Origin of the sequence: Promicromonospora sp. NPDC057488, assembly GCF_042802395.1 — a bacterium.
Taxonomy (GTDB): Bacteria; Actinomycetota; Actinomycetes; order Actinomycetales; family Cellulomonadaceae; genus Promicromonospora.
This window is the reverse complement of sequence record NZ_JBHVEG010000091.1, coordinates 1-25,284: the sequence shown is the minus strand read 5'-3', so window position 1 is coordinate 25,284 and position 25,284 is coordinate 1. Positions and strand designations below refer to the sequence as shown.

The 25,284-nt window shown below is 73.8% G+C and carries 20 protein-coding genes; 16 read left to right on the top strand and 4 right to left on the bottom strand.

Features of this window, described 5'->3' with window-relative positions; all coding sequences use genetic code 11:
• Nucleotides 1-44: 44 nt before the first annotated feature.
• Nucleotides 45-860 carry a hydrolase gene (locus ACFU5G_RS18305; protein ID WP_377247771.1) on the bottom strand — a complete coding sequence of 272 codons (816 nt, stop codon included), beginning with the start codon at nucleotides 858-860 and terminating at the stop codon, nucleotides 45-47.
• 123 nt (nucleotides 861-983) lie between these two features.
• Here ACFU5G_RS18305 and ACFU5G_RS18300 point away from each other — a divergent pair, with 123 nt between their 5' ends.
• The 4 genes from ACFU5G_RS18300 (at nucleotide 984) to ACFU5G_RS18285 (ending at nucleotide 4,848) form a co-directional block, all read left to right on the top strand.
• Nucleotides 984-2,549, top strand: a complete 1,566-nt coding sequence (locus tag ACFU5G_RS18300; protein WP_377247768.1) for a sensor histidine kinase — start codon at nucleotides 984-986, stop codon at nucleotides 2,547-2,549.
• Nucleotides 2,546-3,220, top strand: a complete 675-nt coding sequence (locus ACFU5G_RS18295; protein WP_377247765.1) for a response regulator — start codon at nucleotides 2,546-2,548, stop codon at nucleotides 3,218-3,220. Before ACFU5G_RS18300 ends, ACFU5G_RS18295 begins: the two co-directional genes overlap by 4 nt.
• A 94-nt stretch (nucleotides 3,221-3,314) precedes the next feature.
• Nucleotides 3,315-3,569, top strand: a complete 255-nt coding sequence (locus tag ACFU5G_RS18290; protein ID WP_377247762.1) for a helix-turn-helix transcriptional regulator — start codon at nucleotides 3,315-3,317, stop codon at nucleotides 3,567-3,569.
• Nucleotides 3,562-4,848, top strand: a complete 1,287-nt coding sequence (locus ACFU5G_RS18285) for a type II toxin-antitoxin system HipA family toxin (RefSeq protein ID WP_377247759.1) — start codon at nucleotides 3,562-3,564, stop codon at nucleotides 4,846-4,848. The genes ACFU5G_RS18290 and ACFU5G_RS18285 overlap by 8 nt, the downstream gene beginning before the upstream one ends.
• Nucleotides 4,849-4,980: 132 nt before the next feature.
• Here ACFU5G_RS18285 and ACFU5G_RS18280 read toward each other — a convergent pair whose 3' ends face one another.
• Entirely contained in the window at nucleotides 4,981-5,694 is a 714-nt protein-coding gene (locus ACFU5G_RS18280) for a hypothetical protein (RefSeq protein WP_377247756.1), read from the bottom strand.
• Between the two features lie 412 nt (nucleotides 5,695-6,106).
• On the opposite strand from ACFU5G_RS18280, the gene ACFU5G_RS18275 reads away from it, so the two are divergent.
• The 9 genes from ACFU5G_RS18275 (at nucleotide 6,107) to ACFU5G_RS18235 (ending at nucleotide 18,732) form a co-directional block, all read left to right on the top strand.
• Nucleotides 6,107-7,006: an ABC transporter ATP-binding protein gene (locus ACFU5G_RS18275; protein WP_377247753.1), complete on the top strand. Its 900-nt coding sequence runs from the start codon at nucleotides 6,107-6,109 to the stop codon at nucleotides 7,004-7,006.
• Nucleotides 7,003-8,226, top strand: a complete 1,224-nt coding sequence (locus ACFU5G_RS18270; protein WP_377247750.1) for an ABC transporter permease — start codon at nucleotides 7,003-7,005, stop codon at nucleotides 8,224-8,226. The genes ACFU5G_RS18275 and ACFU5G_RS18270 overlap by 4 nt, the downstream gene beginning before the upstream one ends.
• Entirely contained in the window at nucleotides 8,223-10,031 is a 1,809-nt protein-coding gene (locus ACFU5G_RS18265; protein ID WP_377247747.1) for a PQQ-binding-like beta-propeller repeat protein, read from the top strand. Before ACFU5G_RS18270 ends, ACFU5G_RS18265 begins: the two co-directional genes overlap by 4 nt.
• Before the next feature lie 29 nt (nucleotides 10,032-10,060).
• Nucleotides 10,061-11,698: a PQQ-binding-like beta-propeller repeat protein gene (locus tag ACFU5G_RS18260; protein WP_377247744.1), complete on the top strand. Its 1,638-nt coding sequence runs from the start codon at nucleotides 10,061-10,063 to the stop codon at nucleotides 11,696-11,698.
• A gap of 49 nt (nucleotides 11,699-11,747) precedes the next feature.
• Nucleotides 11,748-13,478, top strand: coding sequence for a PQQ-binding-like beta-propeller repeat protein (locus ACFU5G_RS18255; RefSeq protein ID WP_377247741.1), 1,731 nt, complete (start codon nucleotides 11,748-11,750; stop codon nucleotides 13,476-13,478).
• Between the two features lie 32 nt (nucleotides 13,479-13,510).
• Nucleotides 13,511-15,184, top strand: a complete 1,674-nt coding sequence (locus ACFU5G_RS18250; RefSeq protein ID WP_377247738.1) for a PQQ-binding-like beta-propeller repeat protein — start codon at nucleotides 13,511-13,513, stop codon at nucleotides 15,182-15,184.
• A gap of 64 nt (nucleotides 15,185-15,248) precedes the next feature.
• Nucleotides 15,249-16,931 (top strand): PQQ-binding-like beta-propeller repeat protein, encoded by a 1,683-nt coding sequence (locus tag ACFU5G_RS18245; protein ID WP_377247735.1) that lies wholly within the window; start codon nucleotides 15,249-15,251, stop codon nucleotides 16,929-16,931.
• 45 nt (nucleotides 16,932-16,976) lie between these two features.
• Entirely contained in the window at nucleotides 16,977-17,762 is a 786-nt protein-coding gene (locus ACFU5G_RS18240; protein ID WP_377247732.1) for a deoxyribonuclease IV, read from the top strand.
• Nucleotides 17,763-17,868: 106 nt separating this feature from the next.
• The gene (locus tag ACFU5G_RS18235; protein WP_377247729.1) at nucleotides 17,869-18,732 is read left to right on the top strand and encodes an NAD-dependent epimerase/dehydratase family protein; all 864 of its coding nucleotides are present in this window, start codon (nucleotides 17,869-17,871) and stop codon (nucleotides 18,730-18,732) included.
• A 9-nt stretch (nucleotides 18,733-18,741) separates the two neighbouring features.
• Here ACFU5G_RS18235 and ACFU5G_RS18230 read toward each other — a convergent pair whose 3' ends face one another.
• The gene (locus ACFU5G_RS18230) at nucleotides 18,742-19,323 is read right to left on the bottom strand and encodes a TetR/AcrR family transcriptional regulator (protein WP_377247726.1); all 582 of its coding nucleotides are present in this window, start codon (nucleotides 19,321-19,323) and stop codon (nucleotides 18,742-18,744) included.
• A 140-nt stretch (nucleotides 19,324-19,463) separates the two neighbouring features.
• Here ACFU5G_RS18230 and ACFU5G_RS18225 point away from each other — a divergent pair, with 140 nt between their 5' ends.
• Both ACFU5G_RS18225 and ACFU5G_RS18220 read left to right on the top strand, forming a co-directional pair.
• A complete protein-coding gene (locus ACFU5G_RS18225) occupies nucleotides 19,464-20,024 on the top strand; it encodes a hypothetical protein (protein WP_377247723.1) in 561 nt (186 codons plus the stop codon).
• Nucleotide 20,025: 1 nt separating this feature from the next.
• Nucleotides 20,026-21,471: a dihydrolipoyl dehydrogenase family protein gene (locus ACFU5G_RS18220; RefSeq protein ID WP_377247720.1), complete on the top strand. Its 1,446-nt coding sequence runs from the start codon at nucleotides 20,026-20,028 to the stop codon at nucleotides 21,469-21,471.
• Nucleotides 21,472-21,479: 8 nt separating this feature from the next.
• Here the strand turns inward: ACFU5G_RS18220 and ACFU5G_RS18215 are convergent, their stop codons facing one another.
• A complete protein-coding gene (locus tag ACFU5G_RS18215) occupies nucleotides 21,480-22,406 on the bottom strand; it encodes a DNA/RNA non-specific endonuclease (RefSeq protein ID WP_377247717.1) in 927 nt (308 codons plus the stop codon).
• A 95-nt stretch (nucleotides 22,407-22,501) separates the two neighbouring features.
• On the opposite strand from ACFU5G_RS18215, the gene ACFU5G_RS18210 reads away from it, so the two are divergent.
• Nucleotides 22,502-25,189 carry a phosphoenolpyruvate carboxylase gene (locus ACFU5G_RS18210; protein WP_377247714.1) on the top strand — a complete coding sequence of 896 codons (2,688 nt, stop codon included), beginning with the start codon at nucleotides 22,502-22,504 and terminating at the stop codon, nucleotides 25,187-25,189.
• Nucleotides 25,190-25,284: the final 95 nt, after the last annotated feature.

The window sequence follows — 25,284 nt, the reverse complement described above, 5'->3', positions numbered from 1 at the left end:
GGTACAGGTCACTCCGGTGACCTGTACGTCTGACACGTGCGGGGCTATGTCAGGTGGTCGTTGGCGCCGCTCGTCCAGGCCGCGTGCCGGTCGGCCGAGCGCAGCACGATCGCCCGCGCGTCCACGGGGATCACGCCCCGGAAGTTGTTGTAGAGCCGGTCGAACTCGAACCGCGCCACGTGCTGCGCCACCCGCTGCACCACCGATCCCGACAGCGGGATCCGGTTCGGGTAGCTGCGCATGAACGACACCGACGTGCGGTCCGGGTTCGCGAAGATCGTGTCGCCGCTGAGCAGCACGCCCTTGCCCCCGGCGCCGGCCGCCCAGTGCGCCACCGCGGACCCCGGGAAGTGCCCGCCCGGCTGGCTGAGCGTCACGCCGGGCAGGATCTCGCGGTCGCCCTTCCACAGCTCGACGGCGTCGTCGGTCCGGGCGAGCCAGCCGGCGTCGGCCTCGCTGACCAGGATCGGGACACCGCCCAGCCGGCGGCTCCACTCGACCTGCACCCCGTACATGTGGGGGTGGCTCGCGACGATGTACGCGAGCCCGCCGAGCTCCCGCACGGCGTCGACGGCGGCGTCGTCGACGTAGCCGGGGACGTCGAACATGAGGTTCCCCGCCGCGGTCCGGGCGATCTTCGCGGTGGGTCCGATGCCGACGTCGGGCACCGTGTTGAGGCCGAACAGGTCCGGTTCGAGCTCCTCGACCGCGATGCTCTCGCCGTTGGCCGCGAGCTCTTCCAGCGTGGTCCAGCGCTGCCCGTCGGCGGGCACCCACTGCCGCTCGTCGGCGCAGACCGCGCAGACCTCGGGCCGGGACTCGTGCTCCACGCCGCAGGTGCTGCAGATCCAGAACGTCATCGTCGGACTTCCCTTCGTCGGGCCGGTGCTCGCCACCTTGCGCCAACCGGGCGGCCGTGTCCAGCAATACGACTCCGCCTCAAGGTGGAAGCGCCCGCGCCACCGGGTTCCTACCCTTGGGGCATGGCCGTCGCACCACCACCGCCCGCTTCCCGGCAGCCCGACGCCGGACGCCCCGCCGACGCCGCGTCCGCGCGGGCAGCCGGCGGTGTGCCCGCCGAGGGCCGCCTCGGCCGGCTGGCCGACTGGTTCGGCGTGGACGCCGACTGGGAGCGGGTGCCCGCCGGCCGGCGGGGGTACCGCCGCGACCTGCTGCTCGGCGCCGGCTTCGCCGTGCTCGCGGCCCTCTCGATCGAACTCGGCCACAGCATGGGCCTCTTCGAGGACATCGACGTGCCGATGTGGCTCGTGTTCGTGCTCGGCGTGGCCAGCACGGTCCCGCTCGCGTGGCGCCGCCGCTATCCGCTGATCTCGCTGGTGCTCGTGTACGCGGCATGGTTCGCGCTCGGGCTGACCATCCCGGCGGTCACGATGCTCATGCCGATGCAGATCATGTACTTCGTCGCGATGTTCACCGCCGTGGCCTGGGCGCGTGACCGGCGGGCCATGCTCATCGTGGTCAGCGCGTGCACCATGGTGATGCTGGGGTGGGTCGGCTGGATGTTCGCGGTGCAGCAGGGCATCGAGACCATCCTGGACGAGTTCCCGACGCCCGCCGACTGGCCCGGCCAGGTGGACCCATACCTCGCCAGCGCCATCTATCAGGTCATCATCAACATCGCGTTCTTCGGCGGCGCGGTGCTGGCGGGCCAGATGCAGTGGAACGCCGCGCGCCGGCGCGAGCTGCTGGCCGACCAGACCGTCACCATCGAGCGGCAGGCGGCCGCGCTCACCGACCAGGCAGTGGTCACCGAGCGGGTCCGGATCGCGCGCGAGCTGCACGACGTCGTCGCGCACCACGTGTCTGTCATCGGCATCCAGGCGGCGGCAGCGCGGCGCGTGCTGGACCGGGACCCCGCGCTGGCCGCGGAGGCGCTCGCGACCATCGAGCGCGAGTCGCGCGAGGGAGTCACGCAGATGCGCAACCTGGTGGGCACCCTGCGCTCGGTGCCCGACGGCGGAGGGTCCACCGGTTCGGACACCGCCTCCCGCGCGCCCGAACCGGGGCTGGCCGACCTGCCGGCGCTGGCGGCCGCCGACCACGACGGACTGGACACCACGTTCCGCCAGGTCGAGGAGCCTCCGGGCGCGGCGCGGGACGTGCCCGACCCCATGGGGCTCAGTCTCTACCGGACTGCTCAGGAGGCGATGGCGAACGTGCGCAAGCACTCGACGGCTCGGTCCGCGACGGTCACGCTCCGCGTGGTGCGCGGCCCTGAGCCGCTGGCGGACGAGCGGTTCGCGCACGGGTTCGCGGAGGTGGAGGTGCTCGACGACGGCCGGCCGCGCCACGGGACGTCGGGCTCGGGGCTGGGGCAGCTCGGCATCCGGGAGCGTGTCTCGACCCACCGGGGCGTGGTCGAGATCGGGCCGCGGGCGACCGGCGGGTACCGGGTGCGCGTGCGGCTCCCGCTGCCCGCCCCGGAGGACGCCGCGCCGTCGGCCCGGCCTGAGGCCCGGCCGCAGGACGCGGCGCCGTCCGCCCGGCCGCAGGCCCGGCCTGAGGCTCGCACGGAGGTGGCCCGATGACGCGCGTCCTGCTGGTCGACGACCAGGCCCTGGTGCGTTCCGGCTTCTCCCTCATCCTGTCGGTGGAGGACGACTTCGAGGTGGTCGGCCAGGCCGGCGACGGCGCGGCCGCGATCGAGCTGACCCGCGAGCTGCGGCCCGACATCGTGCTGATGGACGTGCAGATGCCGGTCATGGACGGTATCGAGGCCACGCGCCGCATCGTCGCGGAGAACCTGGCGAAGGTGCTGGTGCTGACGACGTTCGACCACGACGAGTACGTGTTCGACGGGCTCGCGGCCGGCGCCTCGGGGTTCCTGCTGAAGAACTCCGACGCGGAGCACCTCGTGGAGGCGGTGCGGACGGTGGCCGCGGGGCACGCACTGCTCGCACCGCAGGTCACGCGGCGCGTGATCGAGCAGATGGTGGCGGGCGAGCGGGCGCCGTCGGGTACGGTGCCCGGCCCGCGCCCGACGACGGAGCCGGCTCCTGCCGGGCTGACGCTCCTCACACCGCGCGAGCGCGAGGTGCTGGAGCTCGTGGGCACCGGGCTGTCGAACGCCGAGATCGCCTCCACCCTGTTCCTCGGCGAGGCGACGATCAAGACGCACGTCTCGAACGTGCTGTCCAAGCTGCACCTGCGCGACCGGGTCCAGGCCGTGGTCCTGGCCCACCGGGTGGGCCTGGTCTGAGCCGATGTCACCGATCGTTGACATGGTGGGTGCGTGTCAACGATCGGTGACATACACTCTTGATGTCACCGATCGTTGACATGAGGAGGCTCGGATGCGCGTCGCGAATGCCGCGGACATGGGCGTGCTGCTGCGCGACGGCCGAACGCGCCAGGGGATGACGCAGGCCCAGCTCGCCGAAGCGGTCGGGACCTCCCGGGCGTGGGTGGTGGCCGTCGAGTCGGGGTCGCCGAACGCCCGGCTCGACCTCGTGCTGCGTGCCCTCCAGTGGGTCGACCTGGTGGTGGATGTCTCCCCGGACGTGGCGTCCGCGCAGCTCGATCGCCTGATCGGTGACGGCGATGGCTGAGCGGCTCACCGTCTGGTTCGACGGCGTGTTCATCGGGACACTGGATCAGGCGGACGACGGGTCGCTCCGATTTCGGTATGACGATGCGTATCGGTCCGCGCCGGGGGCCACTCCTTTGTCCGTCTCGCTTCCTCTCCTGGTCCAGGATCATGCTGATGCGAGTGTCCGACCGTGGATCGACAACCTGCTGCCGGACAACGACGACGTGCGCGTCCGATGGGCAAGAGAGTTCGACGAGCGCCGAGTCACGGCTTTCAACCTGCTCAAACACATGGGAGTGGACTGCGCGGGTGCGGTTCAGTTCCTGCGCGATGGCGAGACGTTCGACAGCGCCGGTGACTTCGTCCCGCTCGACGACGGCGAGATCGCGGCGCACCTCCGAGCGCTCCGGCGGGACGACAGCGCATGGGACTTCGAGGAGACCGGCGGTAGGTGGTCGCTCGGTGGTCAGCAGGGCAAGTTCGCGCTGGCGCGGGGCGTCGACGGAGGGTGGGGGCTGCCGACGGGCCGGGCGCCCAGCACCCACATCTTCAAGGTCGGTGTCGCGCGCCTCGACAGCAGTGACGCCGCCGAGTACGTGACCATGCGTGCGGCGCGGAAGCTGGGGCTGCTCGCGGCCGGGACCGAGCTCTGCCGGTTCGGGGACGAGCTGGCCGTCGTCGTCGAGCGTTTCGATCGCACGGACACGGAAGGGGCAATGCCCTCGGGTGTCTCGCCCCGGCGAGTGCACCAGGAAGACATGTGCCAGGCGCTTGGTCTGTCCCGGACGCTCAAGTACCAGGCTGACGGGGGTCCGTCTGCGGCGGACGTCGCGGCCTTGCTCGGAAGGGTGGTGGCGCCCCGGCGGCTCGAACGTACGAGGCAGAGGTTCGCCGAGGCGGTGGTGTTCAACTGGCTGACCGCCGGCACGGACGCGCACGCGAAGAACTACGCGTTGATCCACGTGGGAGGCATCACTGCCTTCGCCCCCCTGTACGACCTGATGTCCGCCGCGCTCGTCATGGACGAACGGGAAGTCTTCTATCAGGGCAGGCTCGCCATGAAGCTCGGCGGCGAGTACCGGGTCCGACGTATCGGCTGGCGCGAGGTCGAGAAGGCTTCCGTCGATCTGGGCGTCGAGGCCGACTGGCTGGTCCAGCGTGGCCGAGAGCTGTGGGAGGAGATCCCGGCGGCATTCGCTGAGGTGATCGACGAGGTGGGTGCTGCTATCAGTGCTCCGGTGCGCAAGCAGTTCAAGGACGGTATCGCCGGCCTGAACCGGAGCCTCAAACCCGTCTAGCCGGCCGCGCATGCTCCTGGTGCCCAGGTAATTCCCGGGCCTGATGATCGGTAAGGCCGCCTGAAAGCGGGGTCCGCGACCGGACCCCGCTTTCAGCATTCCGGCGATATCCCGGAAAAGGGACTATTTAACCTATTCCGCAGAAGGGCTGGCGGACGGCTCCGGCGACGGGCTCGTCGACGGTTCCGCGGACGGGCTCGCCGAGGGCTCCGGGGTCGGGCTGGCCGACGGCGTCGGCGTGGGCGACGGCTCCGGGGTCGGCCGCGACGTCGGCTCGACGGTCGGCGGGTCGGTGGGCTCCTCCGACGGCGGGTCCGACGGCTCAGGGGTCGGCTCCGGCGTGGGGGTCGGAGTCGGCGTCGGGGTGGGGGTCGGCGTCGGCTTCGGGGTGGGCTTCGGCGTGGGCGTCGGCTTCTGGGTGGGCGGGTCCGTCGGCTCGGGCGTGGGCCTGACGGTCGGCTTCGCCGGCTGGACGGGGATGCTCCCGCCGCCGGTGCTGCCGCCCTGGCCGGGCGTGATCGTGTGGTGGCCGGCCGGCGGCTGGTAGGCCCTGCGCGGCTGCTCCTGTGCGGGCTCGCGCGCGGCCGGCGGCGTGTAGGTGAACGGGTTCTGCTGGGGCGCGGGCTTGCCGTGGACGTCCACGGTCCCCTTCTCGCCGGTGCTCGCCACCGGCTCGCGCTTCAGCATCATCGGCGGCAGCCCCTGCGTGGTGTCGGGCAGCGCGGCCCCGGCCGACGTGAGCCGGCCCTGGTCCTTGCTCGCCGGCTGCACCGCGACGGCACCCATGATTCCGGCGGTCAGCACCAAGGCCGCCGCCGTTCCTGTGACGATCAATCGCTTGCGCACGCTTTGCTCCCCCTGCAGCTTCAGTTGTTGCTCGGTGCCCTCGACCGCGACGTCCGGTCCTGGGGACCGAACCGTGGATCTTCCGCCGGGAGTGCGTCGCACATTCCGCCGCGGAGGGCTTTCGAACCGTTCAGCGCCGCCCTTGTTCGAGCGGTGTTCCGGTCGGGACAATACGTGGCACGACGTCGTCGGCAACCGGGGCTTGTAATACCAGGTCAAACCCCGCGTTCATGGCCGGGTCGGGCGAGAGTGGCCCACAGAATGTCATAAGAACTGCAACTCGAAATGCCGATCTTGTGACATTTTCCCGGGCGCGGGCCGGGGTGGGTCCGCGGGACCCGTCGCAGGGCGGAGCGTGGTTCCGCCTTGCGGCGGATCCCGCCACCGCCGTCGGCCCCTTAGCGTGACGGCCATGAGCGATCTGGAGGTGCGGGACCTGACCCGCGTGTTTGCCTCGGGCGACACACCCCGGCGGGCGGTGGACGGCGTGAGCTTCGCCGCGACGTCGGGCCTGCTCACGGGGTTCGTCGGCGGGAACGGCGCCGGAAAGACGACGACCATGCGGATGATCATGGGCGTCCTGGCGATCACGAGCGGCGAGGTGCTGTTCGACGGCGCCCCGGTCACCCGGCACGACCGTCGCGAGTTCGGCTACATGCCCGAGGAGCGCGGCCTCTACCCCAAGCAGCCCGTGCTGGACCAGCTCGTCTACCTGGCGCGCCTGCGCGGCATCGATGCGCCCGCCGCCCGCCGAGAGGTGCTGGAGCACCTCGAACGGCTGGGGCTGGCGGGCCGGGCCAAGGACCACGTCGAGAAGCTGTCGCTCGGCAACCAGCAGCGGGTGCAGATCATCGCCGCGGTCATGGGGCAGCCCAAGGCGCTCGTCCTGGACGAGCCGTTCAGCGGGCTCGACCCGGCGGCCGTCGACGCGATGGCCGACCTGCTGCGCGAGCACACCCGGCGCGGCGTGCCCGTGCTGTTCAGCTCGCACCAGCTCGACCTCGTGGAGCGGCTGTGCGAGCGGCTCGTCATCCTCGGCGGTGGCCGGGTCCTCGCGAACGGCACCCCCGACGACCTGCGCGCCAAGGGGGTAACCCGGCACCGGCTCGTGCTGGCGGGCGACGCCGGGTTCGTGCGCGGCGTGCCGGGCGTGCTCGCGGTCGACGTCGACGGCCCGTCCGCCCTGGTCGAGGTGCACGACGATGCCGCGGCGACCCGCCTGCTGTCCGCCGCCCTGGAGCGGGGGGCCGTCCAGGAGTTCTCCCCGGTGCGACCGACGCTGGCCCAGATCTACCGGGAGGTGACCTCGTGAACAGTGCATGGATGCTGGTGGCGACCCGCGAGATCGTCGTGCGGGCGCTCAACAAGGGGTTCCTGATCGGCCTCGCGGTCACCGTGGCGATGATCGGCGGCCTGATCGGCTTCAGCGCCTACATGGACAGCCGCACAGACTCGTTCGACGTCGCCGTCGTGACCGGGGACGAGGCGGCCCTGACGGCCGTCGAGTCGGCGCGCGAGGAGGCCGCGACGTCGGACGAGGGGATCGAGCTCACCGTCCTGCGGGTGGACGACGCCGCGGCGGCCGAGGCCGCCCTCGAGGACGAGACCGCCGACGCCTGGCTCAGCTCCGGCACGACCGGCGCGACGGCCACGGCCGACGACGCCGGGACCGGCTGGTCCCTGTCCGGCTGGCGCGAGCCCGACGGCGGCCTGGCCGAGCTGCTGGGGACGACGGTGCGCGACCAGGTCATGGCCGACCGGGCCGACGGCGCCGGCACCACCATCGAGGAGCTCACGGCGGGCAGCGAGATCGAGACCGAGCGGCTCGACGGCAACCCCGTGGACCCGCAGGTCGTGTTCTTCGCCGGGTTCGTGCTCGCGTTCCTGTTCTTCACGGGCGCGGTCGGCTCGGGCGCGATGATCGCGGGCAGCGTGATCGAGGAGAAGCAGTCCCGGCTGGTCGAGATCATCGCGACCGCCGTGCCGCTGCGGCAGCTCCTGGCGGGCAAGATCATCGGCAGCTCCGTGATCGCGCTGGCGCAGAACCTGCTGCTCGCCGGCATCGGGCTCGTCGGGCTCTCCTTCACCGACCTGTCGGCGGTGCTGCCCGCGATGACGGCCACGATGATCTGGTTCGTCGTGTTCTTCACCGTCGGGTTCGTCGCCGTCGCGGCCCTGTACGCGGTCGCCGGCTCGCTCGCGTCCCGCACCGAGGACCTCCAGTACACGACGACCCCCCTGATGATGCTGCTCATGGGCGTCTACATCGTGACGTTCTCGGCCGACGGCGTGCTCGAACGGGTCCTGTCCTACGTGCCGCCGGCGTCCATCGTGTCCATGCCGGTGCGGGTGCTCAACGGCGACGCGCTCTGGTGGGAGCCTCTCGTGTCGCTCCTCGTCCTCGTGGTCACGACGCTCGGCGCCGTGCTGCTCAGCGAGCGCGCCTACCGCGGCGCCCTGATGCAGACCGGCGGCCGGGTCACGTGGAAGTCCGCCCTGGCCTCGGACCGGGGCACTACCCTCGGGGCGTGACCGAACGCACCCAGCCCGACTCCGCCGCGCCCGGGAGCTCCGATCCCGAGAAGGTGCACACCTTCGACCTGATCGACGAGGTCCCGGGCTCGTCCCGCAGCGGCGCGGACCCGGACGCCACCGAGCCCGACGGTGCCGACACGGACGGTGCCGACACCGACGGTGCCGACACGGACGACGCGGCCGGGCCGGACGCGGAGCCCGCGCCGCGCGCGCCGGGCCGGGCGGCGGTGGCGCTCGCGGGCGCGCGGTCCGCCGTCGGGCGGACGGTGCGGCGCGGCGGCGCGGCCGTGCGCCGGCGGGTGCCCGCCACGCGCCGTGGCCGGGTCCTGCTGGCGGGCGGGACCGCCGTGGTGGTCGTGGTGGCGGTCGTGGCCGGGGTGCTGGTCAACGGCGCGCTGCGCGAGCGCGCGCTGCTCGCCACGCCGTCCGGCACCCGCAGCCTGGCGGAGCGGCCCACCGAGCAGTGGTCGGTCGACCTGGAGAACCCGATCTCGGCGGTCCTCGTCCGGATGCCGGGTGTGCTCGCGGTCGTCGGCGACGCGAAGGTCCAGGGTCTCGACCCGGCGACGGGCGCGGTCCGGTGGACCGTGGACGTCGCCGACGCCGTGGACTGCGGCCCGCTGGGTGCCCTCGGCGTCGGCGGCCCGCTGGGGGCGCTCCCGGTCGAGAAGCTGGTCTGCGTCACGGTGTCGGAGGACGGCGACCAGGGTGTCACGGTGGTCGAGCCGGACGGCGGATCGACCACCCGGGAGCTGGAGGCCGGCGCCACGGTGCAGCCCGCGCCCGACGGCGGCCTGATCTATCTCGAGCTCGCGGGCGGCGAGCACGAGCAGGAGCCGGTCGTGGTCGACAAGGTGGGCACGCCGCACCTGCCCAAGGGCTTCGTCGCGCCGGACCTGACGGTCCGGGTCGAGGACGCGGCGACCGGCGCGGAGCGCTGGAGCGCGGACGTCGCCGCCGGCCCGGCGGACGCGAACCTGTGCGTCTCCTACAACTCCGGCCCGGAGGACCCCGACACCCCCACCCCGGTGCTGGACCTCGTCGGCGCTGTGTACGGCGACCTGAGCAACGGGGTCCTGGAGGTCGAGGGCTGCGGGGTCTCGGCGGCGTTCCTGCTCGACGGCACGCGCCTCGACAACCCGAAGGACACGACCGACGCGCCGGCGGGCGGGGCGACGGGATCCTTCACGGCGCTGCCCGACGGCGGCTGGGCCGGGCCCGACCCGGCGGCGGCTGGTGCCGAGACGCCCAACCAGGTGGTGCACCTGCCCGACGGCGAGACCCTGCGGCTCGACGGTCAGGTGCTCGTGCCGTGGGCCACCGACGGCCGGGACCCGGGCCTGCTGCTGGAGCGGGTGGGCGTGCACACCGAGGGCCGGTCCACCGAGGGGCGCGACGCCGGGGAACAGCTCTGGAGCGTCTCGGTGCTCCGTGCCACCGAGCTGCTCGCCCGCGTCGCCGGTACCGGTGTCGTCGTGGACGAGCTCGGGCAGGTGCGGGGGATCGACCTCGGCACGGGCGCGGAGCGCTGGACGCTCGACCCCGAGGCGCTCGGCCTCGGCGACGGGACGTGGGACGTGAGCTCGCTGGTCTTCGGAGCCTTCACGGACGGCGACACCCTGCTGCTCCCGGTGTCCGGCGACCCCGCGGGCGGCGACTCGGGGCTGCGGCTGGTCGCGATCGACCTGCGCGACGGCTCGGTGCGCTGGGAGATCGAGCAGGACACCCCGTACACCCAGCTGGTCAGCGTGGACGGCTATCTCGCGCAGATCACCCAGCAGGGCGTCGTGGGACTGGGGTGACTCGCAGGTTACGCGGCTAGGATCCGGCCATGCCGCGGCCTGACCAGCAGGAACCCGTCGTCTTCGAGCTGGTCGAGGGCGAGGGGCCGGACGGTGTGGCGCAGGCCGCCGGCGCACCCCCGGAGGACTCCCCCGGGCGGCGTCTGCCCCGGCTCCCCCGGTTGTCGCGCCGCACCTGGCTGCTCACCGCGGCGGTCGTCGCCGTCGTCGTGGCGGGGATGACCGCCGTCGACCTGGTGCGGGACCACCTGCGCGCGGAGCTGATGCGCACCTCGCCCGTCGGGGTGGCGTCGCTGGCCGAGATGCCCGAGCGGGGCTGGACCGTGCCGTTCGACGTCCCCACGCCGACGGCCGACGAGGCGTACGTGGACCAGCCGCTCGTGACCATGGACGGGCTGCTGGTGCTGCCGCCCGGCACCGCGCAGAGCTACACCGTGGATCCGTTCACCGGCCTGGCCGAAGCCGTCCCGGTCGGGTTCGACGACGTCGTCGCCGTCGACCCGGGCTCGGGCGAGGTCGCCTGGCGGGTGCCCCTGGACGAGGACCCGGTGTGCGGGCCGACCGCCCAGGACGCGTCGGTGTCCGTCGACGCGCTGGTGTGCGTGCACGGCCCGGAGGACGCCCGCGAGGTGCTGACTGTCGCGCCCGACGGCACCACCCGGTCCCGGCCGGCGGACCTGGCGGACGGCGAGCAGGTCTCCCCCGGCCCCGACGGTTTGCTGATCCGGGTGACCCGCACCGGCGGCGCCGCCGCGGCCGAGGAGGTGCTGTGCGACGACCTCGGCACGTGCACGCCGTCGGTCCTGGAACAGGGCCGGGACGTGCGCGTCGTGGCCGAGCACGCCGCGACCGGCGCGGAACGCTGGGCAACCACGGTCGAGTTCCGGCCCACGGAGACCGTCAACTGCCAGCAGCAGGTCGCCGACAGCGGGCGGACGACCGTCGACACGTACCGGGTCACGATGCGCACCGGGGCCGAGTCGGTAGTCGTGGACGGCTGCGGTGTCGCCGCGACGCTGTCGGCGCAGGGGGTCCGGCTCGACCTCGCCGGCGAGTCCGCCGGCGGCTCCGGCGGGGAGGGCGACGGGGGCGACGTGGCACCGGTGGTGTCGGGTGCCTGGGTGACCGAGCTGGGCGGGGGCCTGTTCGCCGTCGAGGCCGGCGCCATGGAGACCCTCGTCGTGGACGACGAGGGGACGGTCGTGCGCACCCTGCCCGGCTGGATGGGAGTCGGGACCCGCGCACCCGATGCCCCCGACGACCTGTGGTTCGCGTCCCGGTCGCCCTACGGGTTCGACGCGTTGCGGGCCGACGGCTCGGTGGCCTGGACGGACCGGAAGAGCCAGAGCATCCTGCTCGTCGGCCGGGACGTGGTGGTCGCGGACCGCGGGGGCCGGGTGGTCGGGCTGGCCCGCGAGACCGGGGACCAGGTCTGGGCCTGGGACGGTGGCGACCTGACCGGGATGGCCCGCTTCCGGACGCTGACCGACGGGCGGACGGTGGCCATGGAGCACCTGCCCCAGGACGGCAAGGCCGGCGGCATGCTCGTGGCGCTCGACCTGGGTACGGGCGAGGAGCGGTGGATCGCGCCGGTCGCGGGCACCGCCGTCGCCGTCGACGGCGAGCTCGTGGAGATCAGCAAGGACGGTCTGACCGGCCTGGATTGAGGCCCGCAGGGGGCTGATCCGAGGCATCCCGCGGCGTTACGCTCGCCGCATGGCGCGCGATCCGGACGACGGCGCTGCGTTCGTCTTCGACCTGGTCGACGACGACGCGGCCGATCCCGGCGCGACCCGGACGGTCGGCATCGACGACCGGGACCGCCCGGACGACGGCGAGGGCGGCGACGGCAACGGCGGCCCGGCCGGCCCGGGCGAGGGCACGGACGGGCTCCCGGCGGGCGGGCCGGCGTCGGGCGGCCAGGTCCTGACGTGGCGCCGGGCGGCGCCGGTCCTCGCACTCGTGGCCGTGGCGCTGGGCACGGGGCTGGGGGTCGACGGCGCGCGGGACGCCGCCCGGATGGACCGGATGCGCGAGGTGCCCGGGGGCGTCGCAGACCTGTCCGTGCCGCTGGGCGAGGAGTGGTCCTGGGCCGGGAAGGTCGACGTCGGCGAGGGCACCACCGACGTCGCCGTGCTCGGCGACGCGCTGGTGTTCGAGTCGGAGGGCGAGCTGGTCGCGCTGGACCCGGCCACTGGCGAGGAGGCCTGGACGGTCGGGCTCGGTGAGGGCGCGGAGTGCGGCCCCACGGTGTCGCCCGTGTGGGACGACCCGGTGACCCCCGCCCTGGTCTGCCTGCAGGAGCGCGGCCAGGACACCGAGGTGTTCGTGGTGGGCCCCGACGGCGAGGCCTCGCGCCCGCGGCTGCTCGACGCCGCGGACACGAGGGAGTTCGGGCCGCCGCACACCGGGCCGGACGGCACGGTGCTGCGCGCGCGGCGCGTGGGACCCGAGGCGCGGATCCCGAGCGACGTCAGGTGCGACGCGTCGGGCGAGTGCTCCGGGAGCGTCACCGCCGGCCGCGACCTCGTGCTGCGCGCCGAGGACGCCGTCACCGGCGCGGAGCGCTGGCGCGTGACCGTGCCCTTCCGCTCCACCGAGGCCGCGCTGTGCACCAGCACGTTCGGCTCGGCCTGGGGCAGCTCGGGCAACCGCGTCCACCTCATCGGCCAGCTCGCGCCCGACGCCTTCGGCGCCCGGGTCCGTGCCCACCTCGTGAACGTGGAGGGCTGCGGCGTCCAGGCGGCGGTCACGGCCTCGGGCGTGCTGCTGGGCAGCCGGCTCGAACCGGGGTCCAGCGTCGTCGGCCGGCTCGACTCCGGCGGTTACCTGGGCATGAGCTGGGCCGACATCGCGCGCACCCTGATGTACGCCGCCGACGGCACGACGGTCGGCGAGATCCCTGGGTACGTCATCACCCCCAAGGCCACGGACCAGGTCGGCGCCGACACCCTGCTCGCGATCGACGAGCCCCGGCGCCGCCTCGCGGCCCACGACGCCGACGGGTCCGCGCGCTGGGACATCGCGCTCCAGTCCGGCGGGCAGGAGTTCCTCGCCCAGGTGGGCGAGACAGCCGTGATCACCAGCGGCGCCGGGACCGTCCGCGGGCTCGACCTGGCCACGGGCGAGGAGCGGTGGCTCTGGGACGGCTCGGACCCCGACGAGGAGGCGGACGGCGGCTACTTCGGGACCGCGTACGTGGTCCAGGCGTTCACCGACGGCGAGGTCGTGCTGCTGCTCGCCGAGGGCAGCGGCACCGTGGCGCGGGGCATGGTGGCCCTCGACGCGGGCACGGGCGAGCTCCTCTGGGAGGAGGCCGGCGGGGCCCGCACCACGCTCGACCCGCACGACGGCGACGTCGTGCGGCAGGGCGTGACCGGCGACCTGATCGCCGTGGACGGGCACCTGCTGGAAGTCGGGTCGCTCGGCGTCCGCGGTCTCGGATGAGAGCGCGCGCCAGGCGACATACCCTCGACGACATGGTGCGCGAACCGGGCGACGGCGGTCGGCTCGTCTTCGACCTGGTCGACGACGACGCAGGGGACCCGGCGACGCCGTCCGTCCGCGCCCGCTCCGCCGACCCGGCCGGCGCCGACGGCGAGGGTCCCGGACCGGACGAGCCGCGGTCGCCGGCGGGCCACCCGGACCGCAGGCTGCGCGTCCTCGGGCCGGTCGCCGCGGTGCTCGCCGTGGTGCTCGGTACCGGCCTGGCCGTCGAGGGCGCGCGGGACGACGCCCGGATGGAGCGGATGCGCGACGTCGACGGCGGCGTCGCCGACGTCTCCGGGCCGCTGACCCAGACCTGGCGGTGGGCGGGGCTGGTGGGCTCCCGCGAGGCCGCGGACGAGGGGCGCGGGAGCGAGGTGGCGGTGCTCGGCGACGTCCTCGTGTTCCAGTCCGACCGCGAGCTCGTCGCGCTGCGCCCGGAGACGGGCGAGGAGGCGTGGACCGTCCCGCTCGGCGAGGACCCGGACTGCGGACCCCTCGGCACCGCGGGATGGTCCCGGATCGCGACGACGTCCCTGGTCTGCCTCACCGGTCCCGGCGAGGACCGGACCGTCGCGGTGGTCGGGCCGGACGGCCAGGTCTCCGCGCCGCGGGGCCTCGCGCCCGCGGACGCGGAGCGGTACGGGCCGCCCCGGCCCGGGCCGGACGGGACGGTGCTGCGCGCGCGGCGCACGGGACCGGCGTCGGCCGTGGACCGGGGCGACGCCCGCTGCACCGACACCGGCGAGTGCGAGGGGACGGTGGAGGCGGGCCAGGATCTCGCCGTCCGCGCCGAGGACGCCGTCACGGGGGCCGAGCGCTGGAGCGTCGACGTCCCGTTCCGGCCCACCCGCGCAGACCAGTGCAACAACTGGCTCGGCACGTCCTGGGACGGTTCGGCCAACGCCGTCGACCTCGGCCAGATGATCGACCCGGGGGTGTTCGGCGCACGGATCGGCCCCGACCTGGTGCAGCTGTACGGCTGCGGCATCGAGTCCGCCGTCACCCCGGGCGGGAGGCCGCTCGGCACCGGGGCCGAGCCGGGCAGGGGCGGTGTGGACATCCTGTCCACGGGCGGCTTCACCGAGGTCATGTTCGACGACGAGGTGCGCACCGTCCTGTACGCCGCCGACGGCCGCGTCGTCGCCGAGGTCCCGGGGTACGCGCTGGAGCCGGCCGTGTCCGACGGCTCCGGCCCGGGCACGCTGCTCGCCATGGGCACCGCCGACGCCGACCTGCGCGCCTACGGGACCGACGGGACGTTCCGCTGGCGGTCCACGTCCCGGTCCGGCGGTCAGCGCTTCCTCGCCGAGGTCGCCGGGACGATGCTGGTCATGACCGGGGTCGGTGACGTCCGGGGACTCGACGGCGCGACCGGCGAGACGCTCTGGCGGTGGGACGGCACCGAGGCCACGGGCGGCTACAGCGAGGACCACTACGTGTCGCAGACGTTCACCGACGGCGAGTCGGTGCTGCTGGTCACCGAGAACGGCTCCGGCGGCACGGGGCTGGTGGCGCTGGACGCGGCCTCCGGCGAGGTCGTCTGGGAGCAGGAGGGCGGCACGACGGAGGACGGGGGTCTCGCCCAGGGGTTCGACACCTCGCTGGTGGCCGTGGACGGCCGGCTCATGGAGGTCACGCCGTCCGGCGTCCGCGGCCTGGGCTGACCGGACCGGGTGAGGACTGGCGCTCTGGGTGAGCCTCGGCCCGGTGCGGCATACGCTCGGAGGTATGGCTCGTCACGAGGACGACGACGCTTTCGTCTTCGACCTCGTCGAGGGCGAGGGGGACCGGGACCAGCCACCCGCCCCAGCCCTCGCCGAGGAGCAGGACCAGGCCGGACCGGAGGCCGCCCCGGACCCGGTGAGTCCTCCCGCGGCCTATCCGGCGGACGCCGTGCGCGCCTCGGTGGCGCTGCGGCGGGCGCTCGCGGCCGGGGCGGTCCTGGCCACGGTGCTGGGCACCGGAGTCGCCGTCGACGGCATGCACGATGCCGCCCGGGCCGAGCAGATCCGGGACGTGCGCGGCGGTGTCGTGGACGTGTCGGCGCCGCTCGACGAGGTGTGGGAGTGGAGCGGCGTCGTGGGCTCCCGCAGGGCGCTCGTCGAGGGCGAGGGCAACCAGGTCGCGGCCCTCGGTCCCCTGCTGGCGTTCGAGTCCGCCGACGGCCTGCTCGCCCTGCGCGCGGCCACCGGCGAGGAGGCGTGGACCGTACCCCTGGGCGAGGACCCCGACTGCGGGCCCACCGGCTACCTCGGCTGGTCGGACGTCGAGACGAAGGTCATGGTCTGCCTGCAGGGCTCCGGCGCCGAGCGCGAGGCCTTCACGGTGGGGCCCGACGGCGTGCCCACCGACCCGCGCGTGCTCGGCACGGAGGACGAGCAGCGCTACGGCTACGCCCGGCCCGGCCCGGACGGGACCGTGCTGCGGGCCCGGCGGGTGGGCCCCGCGCCGACGGCGCCGGACGGCGCCCAGTGCCCGGACGAGGGGGAGTGCAGCGGCACGGTGACGGACGGGCGGGACCTGCTGCTCCGCGCCGAGGACGCGGTCACGGGCGAGGAGCGCTGGCGCGCGACCGTGCCGTTCGGCCCGATGGCGGCCGAGGGCTGCCGTGCCGGCCCCGCCCTGCCCTGGGACCGGTCGGACGACATCGTCAAGACCGGTGAGCGCCTCGACGCCGAGGGGTTCGGCGCCCGGATCGAGCCGGCCCTCGTGCAGCTGTGGGGCTGCGGCTTCCGGGTCGGCGTCACCACGGAGGGCGCGGTGCTGCCGATGGCGGGCGTGCCCGGGTTCGGCTGGGTGTTCGGCCTCGACACGGGCGGGTACGTCGCGCAGACCGTCGCCCAGCGCTCCGACGGCACGATGGACAGCACGCTCTTCACCGCGGACGGCGGCGTCGTCGCCCGGGTGGCCGGGAGCCTGAACCGCCCGCGGACCACCGACGACCCTGGCTCGGCGACGCTCCTCTCGACGGACCCGCCCGGCGGCCGGCTGCGGTCCTACACCCCGGACGGCGCGCGGCGCTGGGACGTCGCGGTGCGGGACGGCTCCGCGCAGTACCTCGCGCAGGTCGACGACACGGTGGTGACCACGACCTGGACCGGCGACGTCCGGGGGATGGACCTCGCCACGGGTGCCGTGCGCTGGACCTGGCGCACCGCGTCCGGCCTCTACGACTGGCCCTACGAGAGCGGCTACGTGTCCCAGGCCTTCACCGACGGGCAGTCCCTGCTGATGCTCCTGGAGAGCGGGTCCAGCGACACCGAGCTCGTCTCCCTCGACATCGCCTCCGGCGAGCTGGTCTGGGACGGGACGTCGTCGCACGTGCTGACGGAGCGAGGGGACACGATGCTGCTGGCGGTGGACGGGAACCTGCTGGAGGTCTCCCAGGTCGGGGTCCGGCGGCTGGGCTGACCCGCGCGACCGCCGGATGTCGGTGAGCCGTCCTAGGGTGGGCCCATGGTGAGAATCGGCGCGCACGTGGACCTGGCCGACGCGATCGGGGCGGCGAAGACGCTCGACGCGGACGCGGTGCAGGTGTTCCTCAGCGACCCCCAGGCCTGGAAGGTCCCGGACCTGCCGTACGAGGGCGGCGCGGAGGCGCTCCGGGCCGACGCCGAGGCGGCCGACCTGGCGCTCTACGTGCACGCGCCGTACGTGATCAACGTGGCCTCGACCAACAACCGGATCCGCATCCCGAGCCGCAAGCTGCTGCAGCAGATCATGGACGGGGCGAGCGCGATCGGAGCCAAGGGCGTGGTGGTGCACGGCGGGCACGTCACGGCGAACGACGACCCGGCCAAGGGCTTCGACAACTGGCGCAAGGCGATCGACGCGCTGGAGACCGACGTCCCGGTGCTCATCGAGAACACGGCGGGCGGCGACCACTCGATGGCGCGGCGCCTGGAGCGGATCGAGCAGCTCTGGGCGGCCGTGAGCAAGGCGGACGGCGGGGCCGACGTCGGCTTCACCCTCGACACCTGTCATGCCTGGGCCGGGGGGATCGACCTCGCGGCGGCCGCCGACCAGATCCGCGCGATCACGGGCCGCATCGACCTGGTGCACGCCAACGACTCGCGCGACGAGGCGGGGTCGGGCGCGGACCGGCACACCAACTTCGGCCAGGGGCAGATCCCCCAGGACCTGCTGATCGGCGTGATCGCCGCGGCGGGCGCCCCCGTCATCTGCGAGACCAAGGGCGACATGGCACCGGACATCGCCTGGCTGCGGGAGAACCTGGGCTGAGCCGCCCCGCTGGTCGAGCCCGCCACCGCTGGTCGAGCCCGCCACCGCTGGTCGAGCTCGCCACCGCTGGTCGAGCCTGTCGAGACCACCTGGCAGGATCAGACGCATGGCAACGACGCAGCGGGTAGTGGTCACGGGCGCGAGCGGCAAGCTCGGCCGGTTCGTGGTGGAGCACCTGGCGGACTCCGGGTACGACGTCGTCGCGGCCGACCGGGTGTCGCCCGAGCAGGGCAGCGCGGGCCGGTTCACGGTCGCCGACCTGACCGACCTCGGCCAGGTCGTCGAGCTGCTGTCCGGCGTGGACGAGGGCCACCCGGCCGACGCCGTCGTGCACCTGTCCGCGATCCCCGCGCCCGGGCTGGCGACCAACGCCGCGACGTTCCGCAACAACGTGCCCAGCACCTACAACGTGCTGCGCGCCGCGCAGGTGGTGGGCGTGCGGAACGTGGTCACGGCGTCGTCCGAGACAGTGCTCGGCCTGCCGTTCGACGTGCCGCCGCCGTACATCCCGGTGGACGAGGAGTACGACGTGCTGCCGCAGTCCACGTACTCGCTCGGCAAGTCGCTCGAGGAGGAGATGGCCCGGCACTTCACGCGCTGGGAGCCGGAGCTCAAGGTGGCGGCGCTGCGGTTCTCCAACGTGATGCGCCCCGAGGACTACGCGCGCTTCCCGTCCTGGCAGGACGACGCCGCGGCTCGGCGCTGGAACCTGTGGGGCTACATCGACGGCCGCGACGGGGCGCAGGCCGTGCGCCGCGCCCTGGAGGCGGACTTCACGGGGTTCGAGGCCTTCGTCATCGCCAACGAGGACACCGTCATGGAGCGGGACTCGGCGGACCTGGTGGCCGAGCAGTTCCCCGACGTGCCGCTGCGCCGTCCGCTGCGGGGCCGCGAGACGCTGCTGAGCATCGACAAGGCCCGCCGGGTGCTGGGCTACGCGCCGCTGCACCGCTGGCAGGACGAGGTCTGACGCCCGTACCTACGCCGCCCGCGCCGCCCCGCTGACGACGGCCCGGCAGCTCCGCAGGAACGAGGCCCCGACCCGGGACGGGTCGCCGAGGTAGCCGGCGACCATGACGCCGTCGCGCAGCAGCATGAGGTCCTCCGCGACGGCGCCCGGCTCGGCGAGCCGGAGCGGGGCGACGAGGCGCTCGAACGCGCTCACCCACCAGGCGCGGTGCTCGTCGACGACCTTGCGGACGGGACTGGCCGGATCGGGGTACTCCGCCGCCGCGTTGATGAACGGGCATCCGCGGAAGTCGGGCGCGCAGGCCATCGCGCCGGTGTGGTCGGCCATCAGGCGCAGCGTCGCGTCCACGTCGCCGTCGCCGTGGGCGATGGCCGCGTCGACCCCGGCGCGCTCCTGCGCCGCGCGGTGCTCCAGGTAGGCGACCACGAGGTCGTCCTTGCTCTGGAAGTGCCGGTAGAAGGTCACCTTCGTGGTGCCGGCGAGCTCGATCACCTTGTCCACGCTCACGGCGCGCAGGCCGTGCGCGTAGAAGAGCTCGTTCGCCGCCTCGATCAGCCGGTCTGACATGGATCCGCGCACGGTCGCGATCATACGTGTCCCCTTTTCCTCGTCCCCTTGCGCCTGACGGCCCTGGATGTGTACTGTCTCGATCGGTAGAGTTACTAGTCAGTCTACCTAGACAAATGACCGCGCGGATTGATTCCCGCGGCCGCCATCCGAAGGGAACGCCCATGTCCACCACCGTGGAAGCATCCGCAGCGACCACCGCGACCGCGCTGCGGAACCTGTACTTCGTCCGGTTCGGCTTCGCCGTCGTCTGGGCCGCGCTGCTGTTCGTCGTCGGGCAGAGCCTCGGCCCGGTCACGATCGGGCTGCTCGTGCTCTACCCGCTGTTCGACGTCGCCGCCGCCGTGGTCGACTTCCGGTCCTCGAAGGCCGCGCGCCCCACGGTGGGCCTGTACTTCAACATGGCGCTGAGCCTGGCGACCGCCATCGGCCTGGGGGTTGCCGTCACCTCGGGCATCCCCGCCGTCCTGCGGGTCTGGGGCGTCTGGGCGATCACCGCCGGCATCGTGCAGCTCATCGTCGCGGTCAGCCGCTACCGCCTCGGCGGCCAGTGGCCCATGATCCTCAGCGGCGGCATCTCGGTCTTCGCGGGCACGGGGTTCTTCATGATGGCCGGCGGCCCGGACGCGGCCCTGACCTCGCTGGCCGGGTACGCCACGCTCGGTGGAATCTTCTTCCTGGTCTCGGCGTTCCGCCTGCACCGCGTTGCCAAGAAGGAGAGCTGACATGAGCGAGACCACCTTCGACGTCGTCGTCATCGGTGCAGGACCCGTAGGCGAGAACGTCGCCGACCGGGTGGTCCAGGGTGGCCTGACCGCCGCGATCGTGGAGCGTGAGCTCGTGGGCGGGGAGTGCTCGTACTGGGCCTGCATGCCCACCAAGGCCCTGCTGCGCGACGCCGCCGCGCTGCGCGCGGCCCGGAGCCTGCCGGGCGCCGGCGCCGCGGTGACCGGTGAGCTCGACCCCGCCGCCGTGTTCGCGCGCCGCGACGAGTTCGCGTCCCACTGGCACGACGACGGCCAGGTCGACTGGCTCACCGGGGCCGGGATCTCCCTGTTCCGCGGGGCCGGGCGGCTCAGCGCCGCCCGCACCGTCGAGGTGACCGACGCCGACGGCGGCACGACCGTGCTGACGGCCCGGCACGCCGTGGTCGTCGCCACCGGCAGCAGCGCGCGCCTGCCCGAGATCCCCGGGCTGGCCGACGTCGCCCCGTGGACCAGCCGGGAGGCGGCGTCCGCCCAGGCCGTACAGGGACGGCTCGCCGTCATCGGCGGCGGCGTGGTCGGCGCCGAGATGGCCACGGCGTACGCGGCCCTGGGTGCCCAGGTCACGATCGTCGCCCGCGACGGGCTGCTGCCCGCGGCGGAGCCGTTCGCGAGCGAGCTCGTGGCGGAGTCGCTCAAGGCGCAGGGCGTGGTGCTGCACCTGAGCACGCAGCCCGTCGAGGTCCGGCGCGACGACGAGGGCACGGTGCACGTCGCGCTCGCGGACGGCACGGACCTCACCGCCGACGAGGTGCTGGTCGCGACCGGCCGCAAGCCGAACACGGACGAGCTGGGCCTGGAGACCGTGGGGCTCATGCCCGGCGACTGGCTCGCGGTCGACGGCACCCTGCGGGTGCTCGGCGGCGACGGCGTCCCGGTCGGTGACGGCTGGCTGTACGCCGCGGGCGACGTCAACCGGCGCGTCCTGCTGACCCACCAGGGCAAGTATCAGGCCCGCGCCGTGGGCGACACGATCGTGGCCCGCGCGACCGGGACCCCCGTGGACGACGCCCCCTGGGGCCGGCACGCGGCCACGGCCGACGAGCGCGCCGTGCCGCAGGTGGTCTTCACGGACCCCGAGATCGCGAGTGTGGGGTACACCGCGGCCGGCGCCGAGGCGGCCGGGCTGCGCATCCGCTCGGTCGAGTACGACCTGGGTGCCGTGGCCGGCGCGTCCCTGCACGCCGACGGGTACACGGGCCGGGCCGCCATGGTGGTCGACGAGGACCGGCGCGTGGTCGTCGGCTTCACCGCGGTGGGCCCCGACGTCGCCGAGCTGCTCCACGCGGCGACCATCGCGATCGCCGGCGAGGTGCCGGTCGACCGGCTGTGGCACGCCGTCCCCGCCTACCCCACCGTCAGCGAGATCTGGCTCCGCCTCCTCGAGACCTACGGCCGGACGGCGTAGGCGACTCCTCAGCGGCCGGGCAGGGCGATCTGGTCGGGGGTGCGGATCTCCGACCACGCCCGGGCCCGGGGGAGCCGGTGGATCGTGATGTCCGTGGGCCGGGTGCCCGCCGGTCCGGCCGGGCGGGCCGGCGGCGGCGCCGCGAGCACGTCGGCGCCCGGCAGCGGCCCGAGGTCCAGGCGGGTCAGCGCGGCGACGTCGCGCACCGGCACCTGGTAGGTGCGGAACGGGCCGAGCGGCGGGATGTCGTCCCGGGCCAGGGCCTGGGCGGTGATCTCGTACAGCTTGGCGTCGTCGAGCTGGGGTGTCTGGTCCAGCACGAACCCGGTCGACTGGAGGATTCTCGGCCTCGTGCCGGCGGCCGCGCCGCCCGCCGCGGCGCCGTCGGGCGCGGGGCCCACCCACGCGACGACCTTCCAGAAGAGGCGGGGGATCCGGACGCCGCGGTAGAGCGGGTCGTCCGCCGCGAAGACCGGGCCGGTCTGGACCGCCAGGCGGTGGTCGTGGGCGGACGCGTACCTCAGCACGTGGTCCTCCAGCCCGTTCCAGAGCTCCTTGGACTGGTTGAACCTGTTCACCTGCGGGGCCGCGTTCGTGTATGTGAACGTGTCGTGGTTGGCCCGCGTCGCGGTCTCGGCGTCGCCCCAGACCGGGTCGAGCCGGCGGACCAGGTGCCCGCGGTCGAGCGGGTTGCCCGCGTAGAGCTCGGCGCCGGACTGCTCGGCGCTCGGGACGCGGCCGTCCAGCCGCCAGCGCCCGGAACGGCGCAGCGCCTGGAGCGTGGCGCCGTCGACGGTGCAGGCCGTGGCCGCGGCGAGCCGCCGGCCCGGGTGCAGCAGCACGGAGAAGTGGGTGTAGTCGAGCACGCGCAGCTCGACCGGGGAGACGGGGAGCGGGACGCCGAAACCGAGGAACTGAGCGTCATAACCGGTCACAGGCAGACAGCCAACCAGAGCAGTCCAGGTCATGACCAGACCAACAATCGGACGCGATGGACGTCGGATGGCAATCTCGGCCTAGGCTCTAGCCCGTGAGTGAATCAACTCAGACCGTCCGCGGCAACGCCCGGCACGAGGTACCTGACCCGCTGCGCGAGGACGTGCGCCTGCTCGGCGGCCTCCTCGGCAGGATCCTGCGCGAGGACGGAGGCCAGGACCTGCTGGACGACGTCGAACGTCTGCGCGAGCTGACGATCCGCGCCTACGGCGACCCGTCGCCGCACGCGCTGGACGAGGCCGCCGACGTCGTCGCGTCCTTCTCCGTGGAGCGCGCCGAACAGGTCGCCCGCGCGTTCACCTGCTACTTCCACCTCGCGAACCTCGCCGAGGAGTACCACCGGGTGCGCGTGCTGCGCGCCCGCGAGGCCGAGACGACGACGGGCCCGGCCGTCCTGGAGGACACGATCCCCGCGGCGTTCGCCCGGCTCACCGAGGAGGTGGGCCGCGACGAGGCGCTGCGGCGGCTCGACGAGCTGGAGTTCCGGCCCGTGCTCACGGCGCACCCGACCGAGGCCCGCCGTCGGGCCATCAGCGGGACCATCCGCCGGATCTCGGACCACCTGGCCGAGCGGGACACCCGCCGGCTCGGCGGCGTGACCCTCGCCGAGAACGAGCGGCAGATCCTCGCCGAGATCGACACCATGTGGCGCACCGCGCCCGTGCGGACCAGCAAGCCGTCCGTGATCGACGAGGTCAAGACGGTCATGGGCGTGTTCGACGCCGTGCTCGTGGACGTCTTCGGCGACGTGTACCGGCGGCTCGACGACTGGCTCCTGGCCGAGGACGCCGGCCGCGTGGCCCCCGTGGCCAAGCCGTTCGTCAAGCTCGGCACCTGGATCGGCGGCGACCGCGACGGCAACCCGAACGTCACCGCCGAGGTGACGCGGCAGGCCGCGACCCTGGCCGCGGAGCACGCGCTCACGGCGCTGGAGCGCCTCGCGGTCGAGACGGGGCGCAAGCTCACGCTCGACGCGGAGGGCACCACGCCGTCGTCGGACCTGAACGCCCTGTGGCGGCGCATCCGGCTGCTCTCCGCCGACGTGGCCCGGCGCGCCGAGGAGGCGTCGCCGAACGAGCCGCACCGCGCGGTCATGCTCGCGATCGCGGAGCGGGTCGCCGCGACCCGGTCGCGCGACGCCGACCTGGCGTACGCGAACGCCGAGCAGCTCGAGGCCGACCTGCTCGTGGTCCAGGACTCGCTGGTGGCGACCGGCGCGGCGCGTGCCGCGTACGGCGACCTGCAGCGCCTGGTCTGGCAGGTGCAGACCTTCGGGTTCCACCTGGCCGAGCTCGAGGTGCGGCAGCACTCGCAGGTGCACGCCGCCGCGCTGGCCGAGATCCGCGAGCTCGGGGTGGACGGCGCGCTCGGCGACCGCACCCGCGAGGTGCTCGACACCTACCGCGCCCTCGGCGCGATCCAGAGCCGGTTCGGCGAGCGGGCCGCCCGCCGCTACATCGTGTCGTTCACGCAGGCGCCGGAGCACCTCGCCGCCGTCTACGAGCTGGCGGCCTACGCCTTCGCGGACGATCCCGACGGCGCGCCGGTGATCGACGCCATCCCGCTGTTCGAGACCTTCGCGGACCTGCAGAACTCGGTGCCGATCCTGGACTCGATGCTGACGCTGCCCGTGGTGCAGAAGCGCCTGGCCGAGAACGGCCGGCGCGTCGAGGTGATGCTCGGGTACTCGGACTCGTCCAAGGACGTCGGCCCCGTGGCGGCGACGCTCGCGCTGCACGACGCGCAGTCGCGCATCGCCGAGTGGGCGCGGTCCAACGACCTCAAGCTCACGCTGTTCCACGGTCGCGGCGGCGCCCTCGGGCGTGGCGGCGGCCCGGCCAACCGCGCGGTGCTGGCCCAGCCGCCGCACTCGGTGGACGGCCGGTTCAAGCTGACCGAGCAGGGCGAGGTCATCCTGGCCCGCTACGGCGATCCGGTCATCGCGTCGCGGCACATCGAGCAGGTCGCCGCGGCGACGCTGCTGGCGTCCGCGCCGTCGGTCGAGGCCGTCAACGAGGGCGCGACGGCCAAGTTCGCCGCGCTCGCCGGCGAGCTCGACGCGACGTCCCGCGCCCGGTTCCACGAGCTGGTGAAGGCCGACGGGTTCCCGCAGTGGTTCGCGCAGGTCACGCCGCTGGAGGAGGTCGGCCTGCTGCCGATCGGGTCGCGCCCCGCCAAGCGCGGCCTGTCGGTCAACTCGCTCGACGACCTGCGCGCGATCCCCTGGGTCTTCTCCTGGTCACAGGCCCGCATCAACCTCGCCGGCTGGTTCGGCCTGGGCACGGCGCTGGCCACGGCCGGCGACGTCGAGCTGCTGCGCGCCGCGCGGGCCGAGTGGCCGCTGTTCGCAACGATGCTCGACAACGTCGAGATGTCGCTCGCCAAGACCGACGAGCGCATCGCCGCGCAGTACCTCGCGCTCGGCGACCGCGACGACCTGGCCCAGATGGTGCTCGACGAGCTCCGCCTGACCCGCGAGTGGGTGCTGAGGATCAGCGGCAACGAGTGGCCGCTCGCGTCCAAGCGCGTGCTCGGCCGCGCCGTGCAGCTGCGGTCGCCCTACGTGGACGCCCTGTCGCTGCTGCAGGTCCGCGCGCTGCGCGGGCTGCGCACGGGGGCCGACGGCGGCTCCGCCGTGGACGGCGACTACAAGGGCCGGCTGCAGCACCTGCTGCTGCTGACGGTCAACGGGGTGTCGGCGGGCCTGCAGAACACTGGGTGAGTGTGGCTGGCTGGCTGGGTGACTGGCTGGCTGGCTGTTCGACTTCGGTCGGTTGCACTGAGACCGGTCAGTTGATTGACCGGTCTCAGTGCAAC

Bases quoted from the DNA above. Each gene is read 5' to 3' on its own strand.
- ACFU5G_RS18225 (WP_377247723.1), top strand. From the start codon at position 19,464: ATGTCCACCACCGTGGAAGCATCCGCAGCGACCACCGCGACCGCGCTG.
- ACFU5G_RS18260 (WP_377247744.1), top strand. From the start codon at position 10,061: ATGCCGCGGCCTGACCAGCAGGAACCCGTCGTCTTCGAGCTGGTCGAG.
- ACFU5G_RS18240 (WP_377247732.1), top strand. From the start codon at position 16,977: ATGGTGAGAATCGGCGCGCACGTGGACCTGGCCGACGCGATCGGGGCG.
- ACFU5G_RS18275 (WP_377247753.1), top strand. From the start codon at position 6,107: ATGAGCGATCTGGAGGTGCGGGACCTGACCCGCGTGTTTGCCTCGGGC.
- ACFU5G_RS18285 (WP_377247759.1), top strand. From the start codon at position 3,562: ATGGCTGAGCGGCTCACCGTCTGGTTCGACGGCGTGTTCATCGGGACA.
- ACFU5G_RS18245 (WP_377247735.1), top strand. From the start codon at position 15,249: ATGGCTCGTCACGAGGACGACGACGCTTTCGTCTTCGACCTCGTCGAG.
- ACFU5G_RS18290 (WP_377247762.1), top strand. From the start codon at position 3,315: ATGCGCGTCGCGAATGCCGCGGACATGGGCGTGCTGCTGCGCGACGGC.
- ACFU5G_RS18300 (WP_377247768.1), top strand. From the start codon at position 984: ATGGCCGTCGCACCACCACCGCCCGCTTCCCGGCAGCCCGACGCCGGA.
- ACFU5G_RS18250 (WP_377247738.1), top strand. From the start codon at position 13,511: ATGGTGCGCGAACCGGGCGACGGCGGTCGGCTCGTCTTCGACCTGGTC.
- ACFU5G_RS18295 (WP_377247765.1), top strand. From the start codon at position 2,546: ATGACGCGCGTCCTGCTGGTCGACGACCAGGCCCTGGTGCGTTCCGGC.
- ACFU5G_RS18255 (WP_377247741.1), top strand. From the start codon at position 11,748: ATGGCGCGCGATCCGGACGACGGCGCTGCGTTCGTCTTCGACCTGGTC.
- ACFU5G_RS18235 (WP_377247729.1), top strand. From the start codon at position 17,869: ATGGCAACGACGCAGCGGGTAGTGGTCACGGGCGCGAGCGGCAAGCTC.
- ACFU5G_RS18305 (WP_377247771.1), bottom strand. From the start codon at position 860: ATGACGTTCTGGATCTGCAGCACCTGCGGCGTGGAGCACGAGTCCCGG.
- ACFU5G_RS18220 (WP_377247720.1), top strand. From the start codon at position 20,026: ATGAGCGAGACCACCTTCGACGTCGTCGTCATCGGTGCAGGACCCGTA.
- ACFU5G_RS18230 (WP_377247726.1), bottom strand. From the start codon at position 19,323: ATGATCGCGACCGTGCGCGGATCCATGTCAGACCGGCTGATCGAGGCG.